This window comes from Rhodanobacter sp. OK091 (assembly GCF_900142825.1).
Lineage (GTDB): Bacteria > Pseudomonadota > Gammaproteobacteria > Xanthomonadales > Rhodanobacteraceae > Rhodanobacter.
In genome coordinates, this window is sequence record NZ_FRCH01000001.1 from 1,926,058 (window position 1) to 1,947,922 (window position 21,865).

A 21,865-nucleotide genomic window follows, 5' to 3' on the forward strand; every position below is an offset into this window, starting at 1 on the left:
ACAATTTGTGATGTTCATCACAAAATCCACAACCGAGAGCGAGCCTGGGCCAGCTTGGAACAGGCATTGCTTGTGCCTTGACTCAAGGAAGCCACGAGGCGGGGGCCTGGCTATCCAGTTGTGTGGTCGGCTTCCTGGGCGAACTGACCACGCGTTTGAGGGCAATCCGTTTTCGCCTACTACACATTCCAGGAGGGAGAGCCATGCGCCGCTTGCTTCCGTCCATATCGTTCGTTGCTCTGCGGCGAGCCACCCTTATTGCCGTTCTTGTGTTCACGTCCTGCGCCTATTCGCTGGCCCTGGCGCACTCAACGGGCAGCGCACCTTCTCTGTGGATAGCCAATGGCGTTCTCGTGGGCAGCCTTCTCCGATTGCCGACGCGCGACTGGTGGCTGTATCTGCTTTTCGGTTTCTCAGTCATGGTGGGAGCTGCGCTGCTGCTTCACATCTCTCTTCTCGTAGCCCTTGGCCTTGCGGCGGCCGATGCACTCGAAATTTTGGTTGTCTGCTGTGCCGTACGGCGGCAGTTTCCGGAAATCCCCGACGTTGTGCCGTATCTGAGCCTGGGCCGCGTGGCCCTCACAAGCACGCTTGTGGCGTGCGCCCTGTCCGCGTTGCTCGCCGGACTCACGGTCCACATCGCGCAAGGAGCTCCGCTGCTTGCTTTCGCGGAAACCTGGTATCGCGCCCATGTACTGGGAATGGTGATTGTCGCGACGTTCGTGTGGGTGGCTTTCACCGAGAGGTGGGAACTCTTTGGACCACCGGGCAAGCGGTGGCCGTTTGTTCGCGATATGGCATTGATCGCCGGCACGACTTTCGCCGTGTTTGCGCAGTCGCGATATCCATTGCTGTTCCTGATCTACGCGCCGCTGCTCTTGGCGGTATTCCGGCATCGCTTTGCCGGCCTGGTGGTGGGTATAGCGCTGATCGCGGCCATCACCAACATCGCGACAGCCTTGGGGTCGGGACCCTTCAATCTCATTCTCGGCGGATCACGCACCGAACACGCCCTGCTGGCGCAGGTTTTCCTGGGGGTGGCCTGCCTGATCTCCGTACCGCTGGCCCTGGTTCTCGCCGAACGCCGGCATTTGGAAGACAAAGTACGCGAGAGCGAACTGCGGTATCGAATACTCGCCGACTATGCCGGCGATCTGGTGATGCGCATCCGGCCTGACGGCCAGCGGCGTTACGTGTCGCCTTCGATCAAGGAGCTGCTGGGCTGGGACGTCGAGGAGTTCTCTATGCCACGCCCCGACCTCATTCATCCCGATGACCGCGAGCGTGTGGCACGGGCCGTGGCCGAGCTTCATCGAACAGGTGGCTCGACCATTACCACCTACCGCATTCGCCACAAGGACGGCCGTTACGTCTGGTTCGAAGCCCTGGCACGGCTGGTTCCCAGCCCCGAAGGAGATGGCGTGATGGAAATCATCTACACCGGGCGGGATATCACGCAAAGGGTGATTGCGGAGCAGGCGCTGGCCGACAGCGAACAGCGGCTGCGCACAATCACCGATAACGTACCGGCGGTCATTGCTCATGTGGATGCTTCCGAACGCTACACCTTCGTCAATGCGTACGTTGAGCATGTTTCGGGCGAAGACCCGCGACAGATGATCGGAAAAACGATGCGCGAGGTTCGCGGCGAGCAGATCTATGGCGACCTTCAAGGGCACATTGCGACCGCCTTGGGTGGTGGGGCGGCCATGTTCGAGTACGAGGCGGACTACAAGGGCAAGCACCACTGCTTCCAGACCAACTTCGTGCCGGATCGGGACCCGGAGGGGTGCGTTCGCGGCTTCTACGCGCTGACCACGGACATTACCCACATCAAGGATGTGGAGCAGGAACTGACCAGGCTGGCGCGCTTCGATACGTTGACGGGACTCGCCAATCGCCGCCATTTCGATGAGCGCATCGCCGTGCTGTTGTTGCAGAAATACCGGCAGCGGTCGCCGCTTCTGCTCATGATGATCGACATAGACCACTTCAAATGTATCAATGATTCATGGGGTCACGGCGTTGGCGATGAAGTACTCAAGGCCGTCGGCCAACGCCTTCAAGGCTGCCTTCGCAAGAACGATCTGGTGGCCCGCCTTGGCGGCGATGAATTCGTCGCACTCGTTGAAGACGTGGAGTCTTCGTCTATCGCGGAAGAATTGACCCGGAAGATCCAGGCGGCCATGGCGCAAGAGATCACGGTGGGTGCCATTCGAATACAGATGACGCTGAGCATCGGTATGGCGCTTTGCCAGAGCGCTGCTTCGGCCGATGCCTTCATGCAACTCGCTGACGCCGCGCTCTATGAAGCAAAGGCGGGCGGGCGCAATACCTTTCGCATGGCGATACACGAGCCACGAGCTCTGCAGGAACCAGCGGTCGCCTCGAAAGGCATTCGCTCCCGTTGAGAGGTACAACAGTTCGGTGCGATTAAATTCACGGCGTATCAGGTAACAACCATCTATGCCATTACGGATCCTCATGTGAAGAACGGCTACCCGCAGGTTTCTCGCCCAGAGTCGTCGATGACGACGGAAGAGCAAACATGGTTGCGTCGGCTGATCGAGGCGACGACGCCCGTCGAAGTCGGTGCAGTGATCCTGGATCTGGCCAGGTCATTACCCGACTGCGAGACAGCCACGTTGTTCTGGGGTGGCGAAGGCGAGGTGCATTCCTGTGGCGCGGATGCAGCGCCCGAGGAAATGGCATGGGCGCAAGGTGCGCTTGCCGGTGATGGGTTTTGTCTCGGCGACCACGGCCGACGAGTGGCCTTGCGACTGTTGCAGCGTGAACGCGCGATCGTGTTGCTGCATTTTTTCACCCAGGTCGCGCAGTCCTTGCGAGGAACGCTCGAGCGCCACTTTGCGATGGCCGGCCACCGCCTGCAGCAGGTGCTGGAGCTGGCGAGCCTGCAGGACTCGCACAAGCAGCTGAAACGCTCGGAGGACCTGCAGCGTGCACTGTTCGCGATCGCCGATCTGGCCGGCTCCGATCTGGACATGCCGGAACTCCTGCGAGGTATCCACGAGATCGTCGGCACGCTGATGTACGGCGAAAACTTCTTTATCGTGCGGCACGACCCTGAACGCGGTGTGATGCGCTTCCTTTACTACGCCGATGTCGAGGACAAGCAAGGCCCGGATACAACCAAGGAAGAGCCGCTGGACAATCGGCGGCACACGCTGACCTGGCACCTTCTGAGCCAAGGCAAGCCGTTGATGGGCAGCAATGAGCAGCTACTCGAACAGGTGAACGGGCCGCTCTTGACCGCTGGCCCGGACAGCACCGATTGGCTCGGCGTGCCGATGCTTCGCAATGGCCAGGTACATGGCGCTCTGGTGGTTCAGAGCTATCGCGAAGGTACGGTGTATACGCTCGAAGACCGCGCCCTGCTGGAATTTGTCGGCAGCCACATCCTCACCGCGCTGGAGCGCAAGCAGGCCAAGGACGAGCTGGAGCAGCGCGTACATCGGCGCACGCAGCAACTGGATGCGGCCAATCGCGACCTGCAGCAGGAAGTGGTGGAACGCCGACGCGCCGAACAATTGCAGGCCGCGTTGTTTCAGTTGGCCCAGCTTGCCACCGCCGATATCGGCGAGAGCGAGTTCTACGAACGGGTCCACCTCCTGGTAGGTGCCTTGCTCAATGCGGAGAATTTCTTCATTGCCTTGCTCTCGGAAGACCATCGCACACTGGATTTTCCCTATTACGTGGACGCCGGCGAACGCCGCACCTTGTCCCGTCCCCTGGGCGGCGGCCTGAGCGAATATGTCATGCGGAAAGCCCGCCCGTTCCTGGGGCAGGCCTCCGACATAGAGGCGCTCATTCTGCGGGGCGAGGTCGTGCAGCACACCATCGGCAAGCCTTCGGCATGCTGGCTCGGCGTCCCGCTGTTGGTCAGCGACGAGGTGATGGGCCTGGTCGCGGTGCATAGCTACGCCAAAGAGAACGTCTACAGCGCTACCGATCAGGAATTGCTCAGCTTCGCCGCGCTGCAGATCGCCAACAGCATTTTCCGGCGGCGTTCCGCCATGTCGTTGCATCAGGCCAATGTCCAGCTCGAGCAACGCGTGGAAGAACGCACGCACGAGTTGCTGCAGCAGATTCGCCAGCGCGAACACATCCAGCAGCAGCTGAAGCACCAGGTGATGCACGATCCGATGACGGGCCTGCCGAATCGAGGATTTCTGCGCGATCGTCTCGACCGCGCGTTGACATTGTTGCAGCGCGAGCCGAATCGACTTTGCGCCTTGCTGTATCTGGATATCGATCGCTTCAAGGTGATCAACGACAGCCTTGGCCATCTGGCCGGCGACAGGTTTCTCAAGGAGATTGCCCGTCGGCTGCTCAGCTGCGTACGTGATCCGGATGTGGTGGCACGTTTGTCTGGCGATGAATTTGCGATTCTGCTGGAGGACGTGGAGATTCCGGGCACCGCGGTGAACGTAGCGGAGCGTATTTTGAAATGTCTTGGTGAACCGCTGCAGCTGGCCGGCAAGGAACTGGAGCCATCGGCCAGCATCGGCATCGCGGTGGCCGACAGCCGCTACAGCACCGCGGACGAAGTCCTGCGCGATGCCGACATCGCGCTGTATCGGGCGAAAGAAGGTGGTCGCAAGCGCTTTGAAATGTTCGACGAAGCCTTGGCCAAGAATGTCGTCGACGTGCTGACGTTGGAGGCCGAACTGCGCCATGCGCTGCAGCACGACGAATTCGAGCCGTACTTCCAACCGATCTGCCAGCTCGATTCCAGCCGCGTGGTGGGCTATGAAGCGCTGATCCGATGGAACCACCCGCAACGCGGCCTGCTGAAGCCCGACGAGTTCGTCAAGATTGCCGAAGACAGCGGACTGATCGAAACGATCGACTGGCGCATGTTCGAACTCAGCTGTCGTCTGCTGCAGCAACACGCCCGGAAGGACGTGTTCATGACGCTCAATGTTTCGGCACGGCATTTACGCCATCTCGATTTCGATACGCGCTTGATCCGGCTTCTCAAACACTGCGATTTACCGACTACGCGTCTGGTTATCGAGGTCACCGAAGGCGCGCTGCTGGACAATGCCGAACGCGTACGCTCCACGCTCGAACAGCTGCGCCTTGCCGGCATAGGCGCCGCGCTCGACGACTTCGGTACGGGCTATTCATCGCTCAGCTATCTGCACTCTCTGCCGCTGCGCATGTTGAAGATCGACCAGGTATTCGTGCAGGAACTGGATAAAGACAGCAATACCAGCAGCATCAGAGTTGTCGAAGCGATCCTGGCGCTCGCGCGCGCGCTGGATATCCAGGTTATCGCCGAAGGCATCGAAACCGACGCACAGCACGACATTCTGTTGGCGATGGGCTGCGAAATGGGCCAGGGTTATCTGCTGGGCCATCCTGCGCCTATTCGGGGTTGACTGTTTTATCGTCGAGGAAAATCGCGAATGGAGCGCATTTTTCTACGCGACTGCTTTATTCGTAAGTTTGCGTGAGCAGCACCGGATCCGCCGCGTCGCTCCGACTCGCCTTGGCGTAGGCATCGAAATACTTCAATACCCGATCCGGCACTGAACTCGACAGGCGAACGGCAGTCAACGCATAAATCCGGGAGACAGCAGTCGTTACATTGCCAGGTTCGGCGCAAGTTTGCCGCGTCTCGGCCGCTATAGTCGGCGTAGCGCCCGCGATCGCCATATTTTCCGCGGCCGCGGCGCTGCAGGTGGGCTCGACAACGGAACCGGAGAAAGTGATCTGGTCGTTTTCCGCCCGAACCGGTAATGGAACAAGCAATATGGCGCACAGACACCAGGCAACTTCAGCCATCAAGGAAATGGTCATGTCATCGTTCCCCCTGAGGAATTTCAGTTCAAATTATTTGAACTGTGACGGGGCTAGACTCTGCTCAACTGCATGCATGCATTGATAACTGCATCACGGTTCTGATGTGAGATGTTTGTGAAAACGAAGCATTAAATCACCCACAGAATTTGTTAAAAACGGCATACACTGAAATCGTCAAATCATGGACAGAGGATCTAATGAATGATGAGCGGACAGATTCGCAGGAATTAAAGATCACCAACTCTACCGGCTACTCCGAAGCGCGGTGGCCGGCGCGAACGCAGCGCCTGCTCGGTGAACTGCGCGTGCTCTGCGGCAATTGGCTGCATGAGCCGTTGAAGCGCTGTCTCGACCATTTCGACATGCGCTTGCATAGACAAAGCGAGCAAACCAGCAGCCATCTCGATCAACAGCATTACCTGACCACGCGCCAGCACTTGTTCATCGAGCGTAAGACATTCGACGAGCGTTTCATTGCAAGCATCGACCAGGCGTTCGATCAGCTCGGGATGCCCGCGAAGAAATCGACCGCAGCTGTTCCCCAGATGCTGACACTGAGCCTGCTCGATCAGTCGGAACATGAATTGGCTGCCGCGCTCGATCAGCTGGTCTCACGCAGCGAGGCTCGCGGCGGTTCGCAGCTCATCGAGCTGGGTTATCGGCTGGCGGCTCTGATCGGAGCGCCTCCATTGGAAAGCGACGCGCTGCCCATCGGGCCGCAGGCGATGGCCAACGCATTTCGTGAGGCCAGTCGCACGCTCGGGCTGCCCAGCGTGCACGAACTATTGCTGCTGCAGAGTCTGGAAAGCAGCCTGATAGAGGGGCTCACCCCGCTGTACGAACTGATCAATGCCCATTTGCTCGCCGACGGCATCCTTCCACGCCTGCGCCCCTTCGCGTTGCCGCGTGCCTCGGCACGCCGTGAGCGTACCAAGGAGGAGAAGCCTGCCCGATTCGCGCCATCGATCGCAGCGGCCGATGCCCGTACTCCTTCGGCGACACCGGACAGGCGACCGGAGCCATCCGGCCAGCCACAGGCGCATCGTGGCGAGAACCCGTCCGCACAGGGCGCGTCGATTACCGGCGAGGAGTTGCAAGTCGCTCTTGCGGTATTGCAGGAGCATCTTTTCCAGGTGGATGAGCGGACCCGCTTCGACTTGAATCGCCCTGATCGCCTGCGGCAGGAGCTGCTTATCCAGCTCAACGTGGGACGACCGGCCCAGGCTCCGCGCGTCAGCTTGTCCGCCGCGCAGGACAATACCGTGGAACTGATCATGCGGCTGTTTGGGCAAATCGCACAGCAGCTGCCGCAATCCAGCGACGTGCAATCGTTGCTCTGCGATCTGCAGTTGCCGATGCTGCGCGTGGCGCTGATGGATCATGGATTTTTCGAGCAGCACGAACACCCTGCCCGCAAAGTGCTGGGCAAAATCGCCGAGATCGCCCGCGATTGGCTGGACGATACCAGCGGGGTTATCGACCGTGGCTTGCGCCTCGAGTTGAGCCGACTGATCGAGCGTGCCGGACGCGAACCACCCAGTGCCGCTCTTTATCTGTCGCTGCTGAACGACCTCGAACAGTACCTCGCTGAGCTGGAGCACAGGACGCAATTGGCCGAACGGCGCCAGGTGGATGCGATGCAAGGCCTGGAGCGCCTGGAGCAAGCCCGCTACCGTTCCGCGGAGCTGCTGGCCCAACGTTTCGCCAAGTCATCGCAGCAACGCTTGTTGGCCCAGCTCGATCATGCCTGGTCCGACGTTCTGGCGTTGACTCTGCTTCGCCATGGCGAACACAGCCAGATCTTCGGAACCCGGCTGGCGATCGCCGATCAGTTATTGGGCTGTCTGCCGATCGGCAACCGCAGCAAACTGCAAGACGAGGTAGAGGCCGGCCTGCGGCAAATAGGCATGCAGGATAGCGAAGTCGCGCAAGCAGCCCGGCGCATGATTGACGCGAATCAAAAGGAAGGCGCAGGCGATTCCTCCGGTATCGGTGATTCCGGCACGCGCTCGAGACGACAGGAAAATCCGGTGCGGGAAAACGCGGATATCACCGGCGCTGTCGCCGGCACGGCGGGTGCCGCAGAGATCGCGCCGAGCGCCGAGGTGCTGCGCATCCACCGGCATCTTCGGACTTTGGCGATGGGAACATGGTTCGAATTCGACGACCCCTCCGGCGGCCCACGTAGCCGGCGCAGGCTGGTGTGGTATTCGGCGTTGACCGGGCACAGCCTGTTCGTCACTCGCAATGGACAGCGTGCAGAGGAGCTGGGTGAACTGCGGCTCGCTCACGAGATCGCCTGTGGCCGCGTACGCGAGATGGCGTCGGACCATGAGGACGTGCTCGATCACGCATGGCGCGCCGTTACCCGGGAGATCCCCTTGAGCCGTATCTCATGAACCGTACCGAGCACGACCATCAGCGCGACCAGCGCAGGGCTGGACGCAAATCGGTCAACGTCGTGACAGAGGTCACCGATGTCATCACCGGACGGCCCATGGGCCAGATCGGCAACCTGTCGGGCACCGGCATGCTGCTGATCGGCCCTATGGAGCCACGCAGCGAGGCGATCTATCAATTGCGTCTGCCGCTGCCGGACGCCAGCGGCTCTTCTCCGTACATCGAGGTGGGCGTACAGGAACAGTGGCACGAGCACGCCGCTTCGGCCGACCAGTTCTGGGCCGGCTACCGCATCATTTCAATTACCGAAGAGAGCGAAGCAAAACTGCAGGCATGGCTGGCGCTCCCTTCGTGAGGCCTCCGTGCACACCGAGCTTGTCGTGTAGTCGCCAACGACAACGGGCGCCGTAGCGCCCGTTGTTTTCAATCCCTCGCCGCGATCAGAGCGAGTAATACATCTGGAATTCCAGCGGATGGGTGCTGGCGCGGTACTTGGTGACTTCCTTCATCTTCACTTCGATGTAGGCATCGATGAAGTCGTCGGTGAACACGCCGCCCGCCTTCAGGAAGTCGCGGTCCTTGTCCAGCGCTTCCAGCGCGGCGTCGAGGCTGGAGCAGACCTGGGGGATGTTCTTCTCTTCTTCCGGCGGCAGGTCGTACAGATCCTTGTCGGCCGGTGCGCCCGGGTCGATCTTGTTGAGGATGCCGTCGAGGCCGGCCATCATCAGCGCGGTGAAGACCAGGTAGCCGGAGTTCATCGGGTCGGGGAAACGCACCTCGATGCGGCGGCCCTTGGGGCTGGCCACGTACGGGATGCGGCAGCTGGCCGAACGGTTGCGGGCGGAGTAAGCCAGCATCACCGGCGCCTCGAAGCCCGGCACCAGGCGCTTGTAGCTGTTGGTGGTGGAGTTGGAGAACGCGTTGATCGCGCGCGCATGCTTGAAGATGCCGCCGATGTACCACAGCGCGGTCTGCGACAGGCCACCGTAGAGATCGCCTGCGAACAGGTTCTCACCGTTCTTGGCCAGCGACTGATGCACGTGCATGCCGCTACCGTTGTCGCCGACCAGCGGCTTCGGCATGAAGGTGGCGGTCTTGCCGTTCTGGTGCGCCACGTTCTTGATGACATATTTCATCGTCAGCAGCTCGTCGGCCTTCTTCACCAGCGTGTTGAACTTGACGCCGATCTCGCACTGGCCCGCGTTCGCCACTTCGTGGTGGTGCACTTCGACTTTCTGGCCCAGCGATTCGAGGATCTTGCACATGTCGGCGCGCAGGTCGCCCAGCGAATCGACCGGGCTGACCGGGAAGTAGCCGCCCTTCACGCCCGGCCGATGGCCGGAGTTGCTGCCGTCGTACTTGTAGCGCGACGACCACGTCGCTTCTTCGGAACCGATCTCGTAGAACACGCGGCCCGGATCGTTCTGCCAGCGCACCGAATCGAAGATGAAGAACTCAGGCTCCGGGCCGAAGAACGCGGTGTCGGCGATGCCGGTGGATTTCAGGTACGCCTCGCCACGCTTGGCGATCGAGCGCGGATCGCGGCCATAGGCCTGCATCGTCGACGGCTCCAGCACATCGCAATGCACGATCAGCTGCACGTGCGAGCTGAAGGGATCGAGATGGGCGGTGTCCGGATCCGGCATCAGCACCATGTCCGATTCATTGATGCCCTTCCAGCCGGTGATCGAGGAACCGTCGAACATCTTGCCGTCCTCGAAGGTCGACTCGTCGATCGCATGGGCCGGGAAGCTGACGTGGTGGTGTACGCCGAGCATGTCGGCGAAGCGGAAGTCGACGAACTCGACCTCATGTTCCTGGATCAGGTCGAGCACTTTTTTGGCGGACATGTAGCAACCTCGGCTGTGAATGATGAGCTGGTTAGAGCAAAGCCCATGCCAATGGATGGAACCGTTGTACGACAACGGCTGCGGGCTTTTCCCGGTACGTCGGACGGACCGCGAAGAAACACAATGGTGCAATACACGCTGTGTATTGCACCATCATGAATCATTCGGACACGTCATTCCGGCACGTACGCGACGCCCCGCTCAGACATCGTAAGCGCTTTCGCCGTGCGAGGTAATATCCAGTCCTTCGCGCTCGGCCTCGGGCGATACGCGCAGGCCGAACACCGCCTTGACCACAAAATACGCCAGCACCGAGACCAGCCCGCTCCACACCAGGGTGATGCCCACGCCCAGCGCTTGCACACCGAGCTGATGGCCGATCGAGAAACCTGCCGCACCGGTGCCGCCCAGTGCCGGTGCGGTGAACACGCCGGTCAGCAGCGCGCCCACGATGCCGCCGATGCCGTGCACGCCGAACACGTCCAGCGCGTCGTCCGCACGCAGCAGTTTCTTCAGGCCGGTCACGCCCCATACGCAGCAGAGGCTGGCCACCGCGCCCACTGCGATCGCGCCCATCGGCCCCACCGTGCCGCAGGCCGGCGTGATGCCGACCAGACCGGCGACCGCGCCGGAAGCACCACCCAGCATCGATGCATGGCCTCGCACGAGCGCCTCCACCGCCAGCCACGCCAGCACCGCCGCGGCCGTGGCCAGCAAGGTGTTGATGAAGGCCAGCGCCGCGCCCGAGTTCGCCTCCAGATTGGAGCCGGCGTTGAAGCCGAACCAGCCCACCCACAGCAGCGCCGCACCGACCATGGTGAAGGTAACGTTGTGCGGTTTCATCGATTCGCGGCCGAAACCCAGCCGCGGCCCGGCCAGGTAGGCGCCGACCAGGCCGGCGATACCGGCGTTGATGTGCACCACGGTACCGCCGGCGAAGTCCAGCGCACCTTTGGCGAACAGATAGCCGTCCGGCCCGTACCACACCATGTGCGCAATCGGCAGGTAAGCGAAGGTGAACCACAGCGCGGCGAACAGCAGCACCGCGCGGAAGCGCATCCGCTCGGCGAACGAGCCCACGATCAGCGCGCCGGTGATGCCGGCGAAAGTGGCCTGGAACGCCACGAACACGTACTCCGGCAACGATATGCCAGCGCTGAACGTGGCCGCCAAAGTGTCTTTGGTGACGCCGCGCAGGAACACCTTGTCGAGATTGCCGATGAAGGGGCCACCGCCGTTGAACGCGAGGCTGTAGCCGTAGGCCGCCCACAGCAACAGCAGCAGCGAAAACACCGTCATCACCTGCATCAGCACTGACAACACGTTCTTCGAACGCACCAGGCCGCCGTAGAACAGCGCCAGTCCCGGCACCGTCATCAGCAGCACCAGCAGCGTGGAGGTGAGCATCCACGCCACGTCGCCCTTGTCGACTACCGGCGCGACAACCTCGGCATGCAGCATCGGCGCAGCCAGGCCGAGTACCAGTAACGGCAGCCACGTGCGGATACCACGGAACAACTTGAACTCTTTCATGGAAACCTCGTGTGGTTCGGTCAGAGGGCGTCGGCGTCGAGCTCGCCGGTGCGGATGCGGATCACCTGATCCACGTGGGTGACGAAGATCTTGCCGTCGCCGACGTTGCCGGTACGGGCCGAGCGCTGGATCTCTTCCAGCACGACATCGAGCAGTTCGTCGGACACCACCACCTCGAGCTTCAGCTTGGGCAGGAAATCGACGACGTACTCGGCGCCGCGATACAGCTCGGTGTGGCCCTTCTGGCGGCCGAAGCCGCGCACTTCCGTCACTGTGATGCCCGAGACACCCGTTTGCGCGAGTGCATCGCGGACCTCGTCGAGCTTGTAGGGGCGGATGACGCTGGTAACCATTTTCATGCGTGACTCCCGGGGTGGATTTTCTGCAGAGCGATGCATCGGCTCAGAACGCCTTGGTCAGGGTCAGCACCGCCGTGGCACGGCCCAGGTAATGGTCGTGCGCATTGGTGTAGATGGCCTTGTTCGCGTTGGTGTCGTAATAGCCCAGCGCCACCGAGTAGCCGCTGGCGAAGTTGCGCGTCACGCCCAGCTTCCAGTCGGTGTACGACGCGCCGGACATGTTCTCCACCTTCTGGTGGCCGACGTGGGCATTGAGCAGCCAGCCCGGGGCAAACTCCTGGTTCCACGACAGGTCGACATAGCTGCTGTGCTTGCTGTCGGCGTAGCCGAACAGGTTGGTGAAAGCATGTGAGTACTTCAGCGACACGCTCTTCCAGGTCAGTGCGGCATAACCTTCGGTGGTGTTGGGCAAGGTGAAGCCGGCCGGATAGCTGCCCGGGTACTGGTAGCGATACAGGCCGACGTCATAGCTCCAATCGGCGGAGAAGCTGCCGCGGTAGCCACCGTAGAGATCGATTTCCAGGCTGCTGGAAATCGGCTGCGCCGAAGTCGAGGCATCGGACAGCCAGCTGACATTGCTGCCCCAGCCGCCGATATACCAGCCACTGGCGTGATCGAATTCTAGGCCGGCCTGCACGGCGGGCTTGCGATTGGTCTGCGAAATGCCACGGAACAGGTAATCGTTGACCACGTCGGCACTACCGACCCACTTGCTGGCCGGGGCCTCGTCGGCCAACGCCGGCGTCAGGCCGGAGGCGGCGAACAGCAGGACGGCAGCACCCACAGGTATCCAACATCGTTTCATAAGCTCGACTCCCCTTGGAGAAACGGCAGGCCTGAAGACGGACGTCCAGACGTCTATGGATCACCGCGATGTGACCATGCGGACGCATGGCCATAGCTCACCTCAGCAAGCGCCGTGCCACAGCACGCAAGCGTTGCTGAACCTGGATCGACAGGGGTTGTGGCGCGTCTATCGCGCCCCGTTAGCACCATCAACACCCGAGTGCATGGCTGGTTTGCACTGTTCCAGTGCGTGTACGGGCGGCCGACCGTGTACGCGATGACGCCTCATTCCGGAAGCAAAACCCGTAAGCTATGGCGCTTCATGCCGGTCATCGTCCGCCGGCACGTCTTCAACCTGCAACGGAACGTCCCGTGACCGATCTTCTTCACGTCATCCTGCTCGGTATCATCGAAGGCATCACCGAATTCCTGCCCATCTCCAGTACCGGCCATCTGCTGATCGCCGAGAAATTCGGGCTCGGCGCCCGCTCGGACCTGTTCAATGTCGGCATCCAGGCCGGTGCGATCCTGGCGGTGACGCTGATCTACTGGAAGCGCATCTGGCAGCTGTTCACGCAATGGCGCGTACCGGCCAACCGCGACTACCTGCTGAAGCTGCTGGTGGCGTTCCTGATCACTGCGGTGCTGGGTTTCATCGCGGTGAAGCACGGCTTCAAGCTCCCCGAGACGGTCACGCCGGTTGCATGGGCGCTGGTGATCGGCGGTTTGTGGATGATTGCCGCCGAGGGGCTGGCCGCGAGCCAGCCCGATCGCAGCGAGGTGACCTGGAAGGTGGCGATCCTGGTCGGTATCGCCCAGATGATCGCCGGCATTTTTCCGGGCACGTCACGCTCGGCCGCAACCATCTTTACCGCAATGCTGGCCGGCACCAGCAATCGCGCGGCGGCCACCGAGTTCGCCTTCCTGGTCGGCATTCCGACCATGTACGCGGCGACCGGCTACGAATTGCTGAAGGTGCTCAAAGGCGGCGGCGCGGCGCATGAGGACTGGACCGCGCTCATCGTAGGCTTCGTCGTCTCGGCGATCGTCGCCTTCGTCGCGGTGAAGTGGCTGCTCGGCTACATCCGTACGCACCGCTTCACATGGTTCGCGATCTACCGCATCGCACTCGGCGTGGCGCTGCTGTTGCTGGTGCCGGCCGGGGCGTGACGCTTCGAACGTCGCCGTAACGCTCTTACGCGACGGCGGCTACACGCTCGCCGCGCTCGGCCTGCTCGGCCTTGATCCGTGCCGTGATCCGGCATTGCGGTTCGCTGGTGCGCTGGAACAGCTCGTTGGCCCACTCGATGAACGCCTGCACGCGCGCCGACAGATGCCGTTTCTGCGGGTAGACGATCCACACCGGGGAGCCGGTGGAAATCGTATCGGTCATCACGATCTCCAGCTGGCCCTTGGCCAGCGCGCTGGCGGCGAGGCAGTGGGCGATCTGGATGATGCCCAGGCCGGCGACCGCCGCTTGAATCACCGATTCGCCGTCGTTGATCAGCATGTGTGCGTCGATATCCAGCGCAACGCGCCCGCTCGGCGTGTCGAACTGCCATTGGTAGGGCTTGCCGGTGTTCGGATAGACGTAGTTGATGGCGCGATGCTGCTTGAGGTCCTCGATGCTATGCGGCGCGCCATGCTTGCGCAGATAGTCCGGCGAGGCGCACAGAACATTGTTGAAGTAGCCGAGCTTGCGCGCGATCAGGTTGGAATCGGCCAGTTCACCCATGCGGATGGCGCAGTCGTAACCTTCTTCATTGAGGTCGAAGTGGTAGTCGCACATGGCCAGCTCGAGCCGGATGTCCGGATAGCGCTGCTCGAACTCGGCCAGATTCGGAATCAGCGCGGCACGGCCGATCGCCGAATGGGCAGCTACCCGCAACTTGCCTACCGGGTGGCTGCGCGCATGCCCTAGCGCTTCGGTCGCCTCGGCCAGATCGGCGAGGATCTCCTTGCAACGTGCATGGAATGAGGCCCCATCGTCGGTCAACCGCAACGAACGGGTCGAACGGAACAGCAACCGGGCGCCGAGTTGGGCTTCCAGCCGGGCGACAGCCCGGCTGACCCCCGACGGGGTCATCCCCAACTGACTGGCAGCGGCGGCGAAGCTCTTGGCTTCGACTACCCGGACGAAGGTCGAAATTGCTGAAAAGTCTTCCATTGCCTGGATTCCTGGCCGATTCGTGATCGCGAGTCATGAGTGTAGTGCGCAAGAAACGGATTTTCTATACCGCCAGGTACACCTATTCTCTCGACCCTTCGCCGGGGATGTGTGCCCGGCCTGTCAGATTCTGGGAGCGCAACATGAAAAAACAATGGATGCTGATACCTCTGATAGCCGCTGGTGTGATCGGCAGCTGGGTTCTCCTGCATGGCGGCAACAGCCAGGCGCAAACCCCGGCTGGCGGCGGTCCGGCTGAAGTCACGGTCGCGCAGGCCTTGACCCGCCAGGTCAGCGACAGCGCCGAATTCACCGGCCGGCTGCAAGCGGTCAGCACGGTGCAGGTGCAGCCGCGGGTCGGCGGCTTCGTGGATTCGGTGCATTTCCAGGAAGGTGCGCTGGTGCACAAGGGCGATGTGCTGTTCCAGCTCGATCCGCGCCCGTATCAGGCCGAGGTCGACCGGCTCAGCGCGAATCAGGCGCAGGCCCGTGCCGAGTTGAGCCTGGCCGAGACCAACCAGCGTCGCGCCGAGATGTTGCTGGCCCAGCATGCCGTGGCGCAGCAGGAAGCGGATCGCCAGAGCACGACCGAACAGAGCGCGCGTGCGCAGCTGGCGGCCAGCACGGCCGCACTGGCCGCCGCACGCCTGAACCTGGATTTCACCCAGGTGCGCTCGCCGATCGATGGCCGCGTCAGCAATGCCCGGGTCAATCCCGGCAATCTGGTCACCAGCAGCGACGTGTTGACCAGCGTGGTCTCGGTCAATCCGGTCTATGTCTATTTCGATGTGGACGAACAGACCTGGCTCAAGCTCGACCATCTGCGCAGCGGCGCGGCGAAGGCCGGACGCAACGCGCGGATCGAGGCCGCGATGGGGCTGGCCGACGAACCTGGCCATCCGCATGAGGGCCGCCTCGACTTCGTCGACAACCAGCTGCACGCCGGCTCCGGCACGATGCGCCTGCGCGCGGTGTTCGACAACGCCGATGGGCTGTACACGCCAGGCCTGTACGCCCGCGTGCAGCTGCAAAGCGGCCAGGCACGTCCGCGCCTGCTGGTGGACGACCGTGCGATCGGCACCGACCTCGGCAACCAGTTCGTCTACGTGGTCGACAAGCAGCACAAGGTGGAATACCGCAAGGTCAGCACCGGTGCGCTGTTTCATGGCCTGCGCGTGATCGAAAGCGGTCTGGATGCCAACGACGTGGTGATCGTCAACGGCCTGCAGCGCGTGCGCCCCGGTGCCGAGGTCAACCCGCAGAAGGTGGCCATGCAGTACCGGCTCGATGCCAGCGACAAGGCGCTGGTCGAAGCCGCTCCTGCAGCCCAGCCGGATGCCGACAACACGCGCACCGCGCAGGCCAACACGGCGACAGCGAAGGGTCCGCAAGGTTGAGCACACGCTCCCTCCCCTAAGTGCAGCAGGGGAGGGCTGGGGAGGGGTGAAGCCCTCCAGCGAACCGCATAGCAAGAGCAAGCGTTACCCCCTCCCCACCTCCTCCTGCGATGCAGGGAGAGGAGCAAAGAAGACCGAAGCCGCGAAGCGGCTTCGTCGAGGATTCATTGCATGAAAAACATTGCCCAATTCTTTGTCGATCGGCCGATCATGGCCGCCGTGCTGTCGCTGCTGTTCGTGATCACCGGCTCCATCGCGGTGTTCAAGCTGCCGATCAGCGAATACCCGGAAGTCGTGCCGCCCACCGTCGTGGTGCGCGCGGCGTATCCCGGCGCCAACCCCAAGGTCATCGGCGAAACTGTCGCCACGCCGCTGGAGGAACAGATCAACGGCGTCGAGGGCATGCTCTACAGCTCTTCGCAGGCGACCAGCGATGGCGCACTGACCCTGACCGTGACGTTCGCGCTGGGTACCAACCTCAACACCGCCCAGGTCGACGTGCAGAACCGCGTGGCGCAGGCCCTGCCCAAGCTGCCGGAAGAAGTGCAGCGACTCGGCGTGACCACGCAGAAGAGCTCGCCCGACCTCACCATGGTCGTGCATCTCACCTCGCCGGATCAGCGCTACGACATGCTGTACCTGTCGAACTACGCGCGGCTGCACGTGAAGGATGTGCTGGGCCGGCTCGACGGCGTCGGCGACGTGCAGATCTTCGGCGCCGGCGAATACTCGATGCGCGTGTGGCTGGATCCGCAGAAACTGGCGCAGCGCGGGCTCACCACCGGCGACGTCATCAGCGCGATCCGCGAGCAGAATGTGCAGGTCGCCGCCGGTGCGCTGAATGCGCCGCCCGGGCCGACCAATTCCGCGTTCCAGCTCAACATCAACACCCGTGGCCGACTGGTCAGCGAAGACGATTTCCGCAACATCATCGTGCGCACCGACGCGAATGGCGGCGTTACCCATCTGAACGACGTGGCCAAGGTCGACCTGGGTTCCAACAACTACGCGCTGCGCAGCCTGCTCGACAACAAGCCGGCGGTGGCGCTGCCGATCTTCGCGCGGCCCGGCTCCAATGCGATCCAGATCTCCGACGAAGTGCGCGCCACCATGACGCAGCTGAAGAAGGAGTTCCCGCAAGGCGTCGACTACTCGATCGTGTACGACCCGACCGTGTTCGTGCGCGGCTCGATCGAGGCGGTGGCGCACACCTTGCTGGAAGCGATCCTGCTGGTGGTGCTGGTGGTGATCCTGTTCCTGCAGACCTGGCGCGCTTCGATCATTCCGCTGGTGGCGGTACCGGTATCGCTGATCGGCACGTTCGCGGTGATGTACCTGGCCGGCTTCTCGCTCAACGCGTTGTCGTTGTTCGGGCTGGTATTGGCGATCGGCATCGTGGTCGATGACGCGATCGTGGTGGTGGAGAATGTGGAACGGCATATCGAGCTGGGCCAGTCGCCGAAGGAGGCCACGCGCCATGCCATGCACGAGGTCACCGGCCCCATCGTGGCGACCGCGCTGGTGCTGTGCGCGGTGTTCATCCCGACCGCGTTCGTCAGCGGTCTCACCGGCCAGTTCTATCGCCAGTTCGCTCTGACCATCGCGATCTCCACGGTGATCTCGGCGTTCAACTCGCTGACCCTCAGCCCGGCGCTGGCCGCGGTGTTGCTGAAGAGCCACGACACACCGAAGGACCGCCTCACCCGTGCGATCGACCGCGCGTTCGGCTGGCTGTTCCGCCCGTTCAACCGCATGTTCCGTCGCGGCTCGGAGCGTTACGTCGGCGGCGTGAAGCGCATCCTCAGCAAGGGTTCGATCGCGCTGGTGCTGTACGCCGGCCTGATCGCCCTGACCGCGTTCGGCTTCTCGCACGTACCGACGGGCTTCGTGCCGGGCCAGGACAAGCAGTACCTGGTGGCGTTCGCACAACTGCCCGATGCAGCTTCGCTCGATCGTTCCGAAGACGTGATCCAACGCATGGGCGCCATTGCGCTGAAGCAGCCTGGCGTGGAACACGCGGTGGCGTTCCCGGGCCTGTCGATCAACGGTTTCACCAACTCCACCAACTCAGGCATCGTGTTCGTCACGCTGAAGCCGTTCGAGGAGCGCCGCAGCGCGGAGCTCTCGGCCGGCGCGATCGCCGGCGCGCTGAACCAGAAGTTCGCGTCGATCCAGGATGCGTACATCGCGGTATTCCCGCCGCCGCCGGTGATGGGGCTGGGCACGATCGGTGGCTTCCGCCTGCAGCTGGAAGACCGCAGCGATCGCGGTTTCGAGGAGCTGTACAAGCAGACCCAGAACCTGATCGCAGCAAGCCGGAAGGATCCGGCACTCGCCGGACTGTTCTCCAGTTTCCAGGTCAGCGTGCCGCAAGTGGACGCCGATGTGGATCGCGAGAAGGCGAAGGCCGAAGGCGTGAACCTGGCCGACGTGTACCAGACCATGCAGGCCTACATGGGCTCGCTCTACGTCAACGACTTCAATCGTTTCGGGCGCACCTACCAGGTGAACGTGTCGGCCGATCCCGAGTTCCGGCATACGCCGGAGGACATCCTGCAGCTGAAGACGCGCAACACGCAGGGCCAGATGGTGCCGCTGGGTTCGTTCGTCACCGTGCAGCAAGGTGCCGGTCCGGATCGCGTGCAGCACTACAACGGTTACCCGACAGCCGAGATCAACGGCGGCCCGGCGCCGGGCTTCAGCTCCGGCCAGGCGCAGGCGGCGATTGAAAAGCTGGCGAAGGACAACCTGCCCAACGGCATCAGCTTCGAGTGGACCGAGCTGACCTATCAGCAGATCCTGGCCGGAAACACCGCGATTCTGGTGTTCCCGTTGTGCGTATTGCTGGTGTTCCTGGTGCTGTCGTCGCTGTACGAGAGCTGGTCGCTGCCGCTGGCGGTGATCCTGATCGTGCCGATGGTGTTGTTGTCCGCGATTGCCGGCGTGTGGCTGAGCGGCGGCGACAACAACATCTTCACCCAGATCGGATTGATCGTGCTGGTCGGACTGGCGTGCAAGAACGCGATCCTGATCGTCGAGTTCGCCCGCGAACGCCAGCATGAAGGCATGGCTCGCCATGAGGCCGTGCTGGAAGCGGCGAAGCTGCGGTTGCGCCCGATCCTGATGACGTCGTTCGCCTTCATCATGGGTGTGGTGCCGCTGGTGACCTCGCACGGTGCCGGTGCCGAGATGCGCCATGCGATGGGCGTGGCGGTGTTCTCCGGCATGCTGGGCGTAACCATCTTCGGGTTGATCTATACCCCGCTGTTCTATGTCCTGATTCGCGCCCTGGTCGAGCGTCGCGAAGCGCGTGCGGCTGCGCGCGCCGCGGCACACGCACTGCCGGCGCTGGAGAACCACTGATGAAAATGTCTCTCAAGGTCGCCGCGCTGAGCGCAGCCCTGGCTCTGGCCGGTTGCGCCAGCGTGGGCCCGAACTATCACGAAGCGAAACCCGCCGCGCCACAGCTGCAGGGACTGGACGCGGCACAGGAGAACAATGCGCAGTTCCAGGCCGCGTGGTGGAAGCAGTTCAACGATCCCACGCTGGATGCGTTGATCCAGCGCGCAGCGGCCAACAACCTGGACCTGCGCATCGCGGTGGCGCGTCTGCATGAATCGCGGGCGCTGCTCAGCGGTGCCAAATCCGAACAGCTGCCGACGATCGATACCGACGTGAACTACACGCGCAGCCGCGGTCAGCAACCGGGCTTCGGCACGCAGCGGCAGACGGTGACGACGTACCAGGCCGGCTTCGACGCGTCGTGGGAACTGGACCTGTTCGGCGGCGTGCGCCGTTCGGTGGAGGCGTCCCGGGCCGATCTCGGCGCCAGCGAAGCGGCGCTGCACAACGCGCAGATCAGCCTGCTGGCCGAGGTCGCACGCAACTATTTCGAATTGCGCGGCAGCCAGCTGCGGCTGGACATTGCCCGGCGCGACATCGAAAGCCAGCAGCAGACCGTCCATCTGACCGACCTGCGCCAGCAGCTCGGCTCCGGTTCCGAGCAGGACGTGGCCAGCGCGAAAGCCCGCCTGAGCGCGGTGCAGGCGCAGCTGCCGCTGCTGCAGACGCAGGCCAGCGCCAACGAATTCCGGCTCGCCGTGCTGCTCGGTGAGCGGCCGGGTGAGCTCGACATCGACGTCTCGCCGAAGAGCTTCTCGCCGATTGCGGTAAGCCTGCCGATCGGCGACGCCGGCGACGTGCTGACGCGCCGCCCGGACGTGCGTATCGCCGAGCGCCAATACGCCGCCGCCACCGCGCGTATCGGCGTAGCCAAGGCGGATTTCTTTCCGCACATCACGCTGGGTGGCTTCCTCGGTTTCCTTGCCGGACGCAGCAATGATTTCGGCAGCCCGTCGACGCGCGCATGGTCGCTGGCACCGAGCATCAGCTGGTCCGGCCTGAACATCCAGCGTGTGCGCGCCAACCTGCATGCCAGCGAAGCGCGCGCCGACGCGGCGCAGGCGAACTATCAGCAGACCGTGCTGCTGGCGATCGAGGACATCGACAACGCGGTTACCGGTTTCAACCAGCAACGCCTGCGCGTCGATCACCTGATCGAACAGAGCACGCAGAGCAAGCGTGCCGCCGACCTGGCCCGCGTGCGCTACCAGGAAGGCGCCACCAGCTTCCTCGAACTGCTCGACGCCGAGCGTACCCAGCTCGCTGCCGAAGACGATCTGGCCCAGGCCGAGGCAGCGATCAACACCCGTGCCGTGGCGCTGTACAAGGCGCTCGGCGGCGGCTGGCAGGCTTGCGGCGACGAGCATTGCAGCGCCGTGGCCAAGTCCGACGCCGCACCATGAGCCGGCCGGCCCGACGTGTGCCGGCGACGGCGACCGCACCGGTCTATCGCGTGGCGCTGGTCACCGGCGCCAACCGCGGCCTCGGCTTCGAGGTGGCGCGCCAGCTCAGCGAGCGCGGCATGACCGTGCTGCTGGGTGCGCGTGATTTCGACAAGGGCTTGCACGCGGCGCGCAAACTCGCCGGAGCTCCCGGCGAAGTGATCGCGGTGCAGCTCGACGTGACCCGGCAGGACGAGGTCGACACCCTGGTCCGCTGGACCGACGTTACCTACGGCCGGCTCGACGTGCTGGTCAACAACGCCGGCGGCCATTACGACCACGACGCTGCGGCCAGCACTAGCGACATCACGCCGGCGCATGCTGCGCTGGAGACTCACCTGTTCGGCAGCTGGCGTCTGTCGAGCGCGTTGCTGCCGCTGATGCGGCGGCATGGTTACGGCCGCATCGTGAACGTATCGAGCGGTTGCGGCGCCAGCGGCTCGACCAGCGCCAGCTGCGTAGCCTATCGCACCTCCAAGGCCGCGCTCAACGCCTATACTCGAACGCTGGCGGCGGAGCTCGACGGCAGCGGTATCGCCGTCAACGCGGTGTGTCCGGGCTGGGTCGCCACCGAACTCGGCGGCCCCGGCGGCCGACCCGTGGAGCGCGGGGCGGCGGGTATCGTATGGGCGGCCAACCTGCCCGCGCCGGCACCGACCGGACGGTTCTTCCGCGATGGCGAAGTGATCCCGTGGTGAAC

At 63.1% G+C, this 21,865-nt stretch carries 15 protein-coding genes; 9 read left to right on the forward strand and 6 right to left on the reverse strand.

Features of this window, described 5'->3' with window-relative positions; all coding sequences use genetic code 11:
• The first annotated feature begins 203 nt into the window (after positions 1–203).
• Together BUA26_RS08660 and BUA26_RS08665 are read left to right on the forward strand one after the other, a co-directional pair.
• Positions 204–2,411 (forward strand): sensor domain-containing diguanylate cyclase, encoded by a 2,208-nt coding sequence (locus BUA26_RS08660; protein WP_072759576.1) that lies wholly within the window; start codon positions 204–206, stop codon positions 2,409–2,411.
• Positions 2,412–2,528: 117 nt separating this feature from the next.
• A complete protein-coding gene (locus BUA26_RS08665) occupies positions 2,529–5,405 on the forward strand; it encodes a bifunctional diguanylate cyclase/phosphodiesterase (RefSeq protein WP_072759578.1) in 2,877 nt (958 codons plus the stop codon).
• Positions 5,406–5,460: 55 nt separating this feature from the next.
• Here the strand turns inward: BUA26_RS08665 and BUA26_RS08670 are convergent, their stop codons facing one another.
• Positions 5,461–5,826: a hypothetical protein gene (locus BUA26_RS08670; protein ID WP_072759579.1), complete on the reverse strand. Its 366-nt coding sequence runs from the start codon at positions 5,824–5,826 to the stop codon at positions 5,461–5,463.
• Between the two features lie 200 nt (positions 5,827–6,026).
• Between BUA26_RS08670 and BUA26_RS08675 the strand changes: the two genes are divergently transcribed.
• Entirely contained in the window at positions 6,027–8,228 is a 2,202-nt protein-coding gene (locus BUA26_RS08675) for a DUF1631 family protein (RefSeq protein WP_083572931.1), read from the forward strand.
• Positions 8,183–8,584, forward strand: coding sequence for a PilZ domain-containing protein (locus BUA26_RS08680; protein WP_255368214.1), 402 nt, complete (start codon positions 8,183–8,185; stop codon positions 8,582–8,584). The genes BUA26_RS08675 and BUA26_RS08680 overlap by 46 nt, the downstream gene beginning before the upstream one ends.
• Before the next feature lie 85 nt (positions 8,585–8,669).
• On the opposite strand, the gene glnA is transcribed toward BUA26_RS08680, so the two are convergent.
• The 4 genes from glnA to BUA26_RS08700 form a co-directional block, all read right to left on the reverse strand.
• Positions 8,670–10,079, reverse strand: a complete 1,410-nt coding sequence (gene glnA / locus BUA26_RS08685; RefSeq protein ID WP_072759581.1) for a type I glutamate--ammonia ligase — start codon at positions 10,077–10,079, stop codon at positions 8,670–8,672.
• A 201-nt stretch (positions 10,080–10,280) separates the two neighbouring features.
• A complete protein-coding gene (locus BUA26_RS08690) occupies positions 10,281–11,612 on the reverse strand; it encodes an ammonium transporter (RefSeq protein WP_072759582.1) in 1,332 nt (443 codons plus the stop codon).
• A gap of 20 nt (positions 11,613–11,632) precedes the next feature.
• A complete protein-coding gene (locus BUA26_RS08695; protein ID WP_072759583.1) occupies positions 11,633–11,971 on the reverse strand; it encodes a P-II family nitrogen regulator in 339 nt (112 codons plus the stop codon).
• 43 nt (positions 11,972–12,014) lie between these two features.
• Entirely contained in the window at positions 12,015–12,776 is a 762-nt protein-coding gene (locus tag BUA26_RS08700) for a TorF family putative porin (RefSeq protein WP_072759584.1), read from the reverse strand.
• Positions 12,777–13,129: 353 nt separating this feature from the next.
• On the opposite strand from BUA26_RS08700, the gene BUA26_RS08705 reads away from it, so the two are divergent.
• On the forward strand, positions 13,130–13,927 hold the full coding sequence (locus BUA26_RS08705) for an undecaprenyl-diphosphate phosphatase (RefSeq protein ID WP_072760207.1): 798 nt from the start codon (positions 13,130–13,132) through the stop codon (positions 13,925–13,927).
• Positions 13,928–13,952: 25 nt separating this feature from the next.
• Here BUA26_RS08705 and BUA26_RS08710 read toward each other — a convergent pair whose 3' ends face one another.
• The gene (locus BUA26_RS08710; protein WP_072759585.1) at positions 13,953–14,924 is read right to left on the reverse strand and encodes a LysR family transcriptional regulator; all 972 of its coding nucleotides are present in this window, start codon (positions 14,922–14,924) and stop codon (positions 13,953–13,955) included.
• A 143-nt stretch (positions 14,925–15,067) separates the two neighbouring features.
• On the opposite strand from BUA26_RS08710, the gene BUA26_RS08715 reads away from it, so the two are divergent.
• The 4 genes from BUA26_RS08715 to BUA26_RS08730 all read left to right on the forward strand — a co-directional run bounded on the left by BUA26_RS08715 (position 15,068) and on the right by BUA26_RS08730 (position 21,863).
• Positions 15,068–16,321 carry an efflux RND transporter periplasmic adaptor subunit gene (locus tag BUA26_RS08715; RefSeq protein ID WP_143154209.1) on the forward strand — a complete coding sequence of 418 codons (1,254 nt, stop codon included), beginning with the start codon at positions 15,068–15,070 and terminating at the stop codon, positions 16,319–16,321.
• A 171-nt stretch (positions 16,322–16,492) separates the two neighbouring features.
• A complete protein-coding gene (locus BUA26_RS08720; protein ID WP_072759586.1) occupies positions 16,493–19,684 on the forward strand; it encodes an efflux RND transporter permease subunit in 3,192 nt (1,063 codons plus the stop codon).
• Positions 19,684–21,126 (forward strand): efflux transporter outer membrane subunit, encoded by a 1,443-nt coding sequence (locus BUA26_RS08725; RefSeq protein WP_072759587.1) that lies wholly within the window; start codon positions 19,684–19,686, stop codon positions 21,124–21,126. Before BUA26_RS08720 ends, BUA26_RS08725 begins: the two co-directional genes overlap by 1 nt.
• The gene (locus BUA26_RS08730) at positions 21,123–21,863 is read left to right on the forward strand and encodes an SDR family NAD(P)-dependent oxidoreductase (protein ID WP_072759588.1); all 741 of its coding nucleotides are present in this window, start codon (positions 21,123–21,125) and stop codon (positions 21,861–21,863) included. The genes BUA26_RS08725 and BUA26_RS08730 overlap by 4 nt, the downstream gene beginning before the upstream one ends.
• Positions 21,864–21,865: the final 2 nt, after the last annotated feature.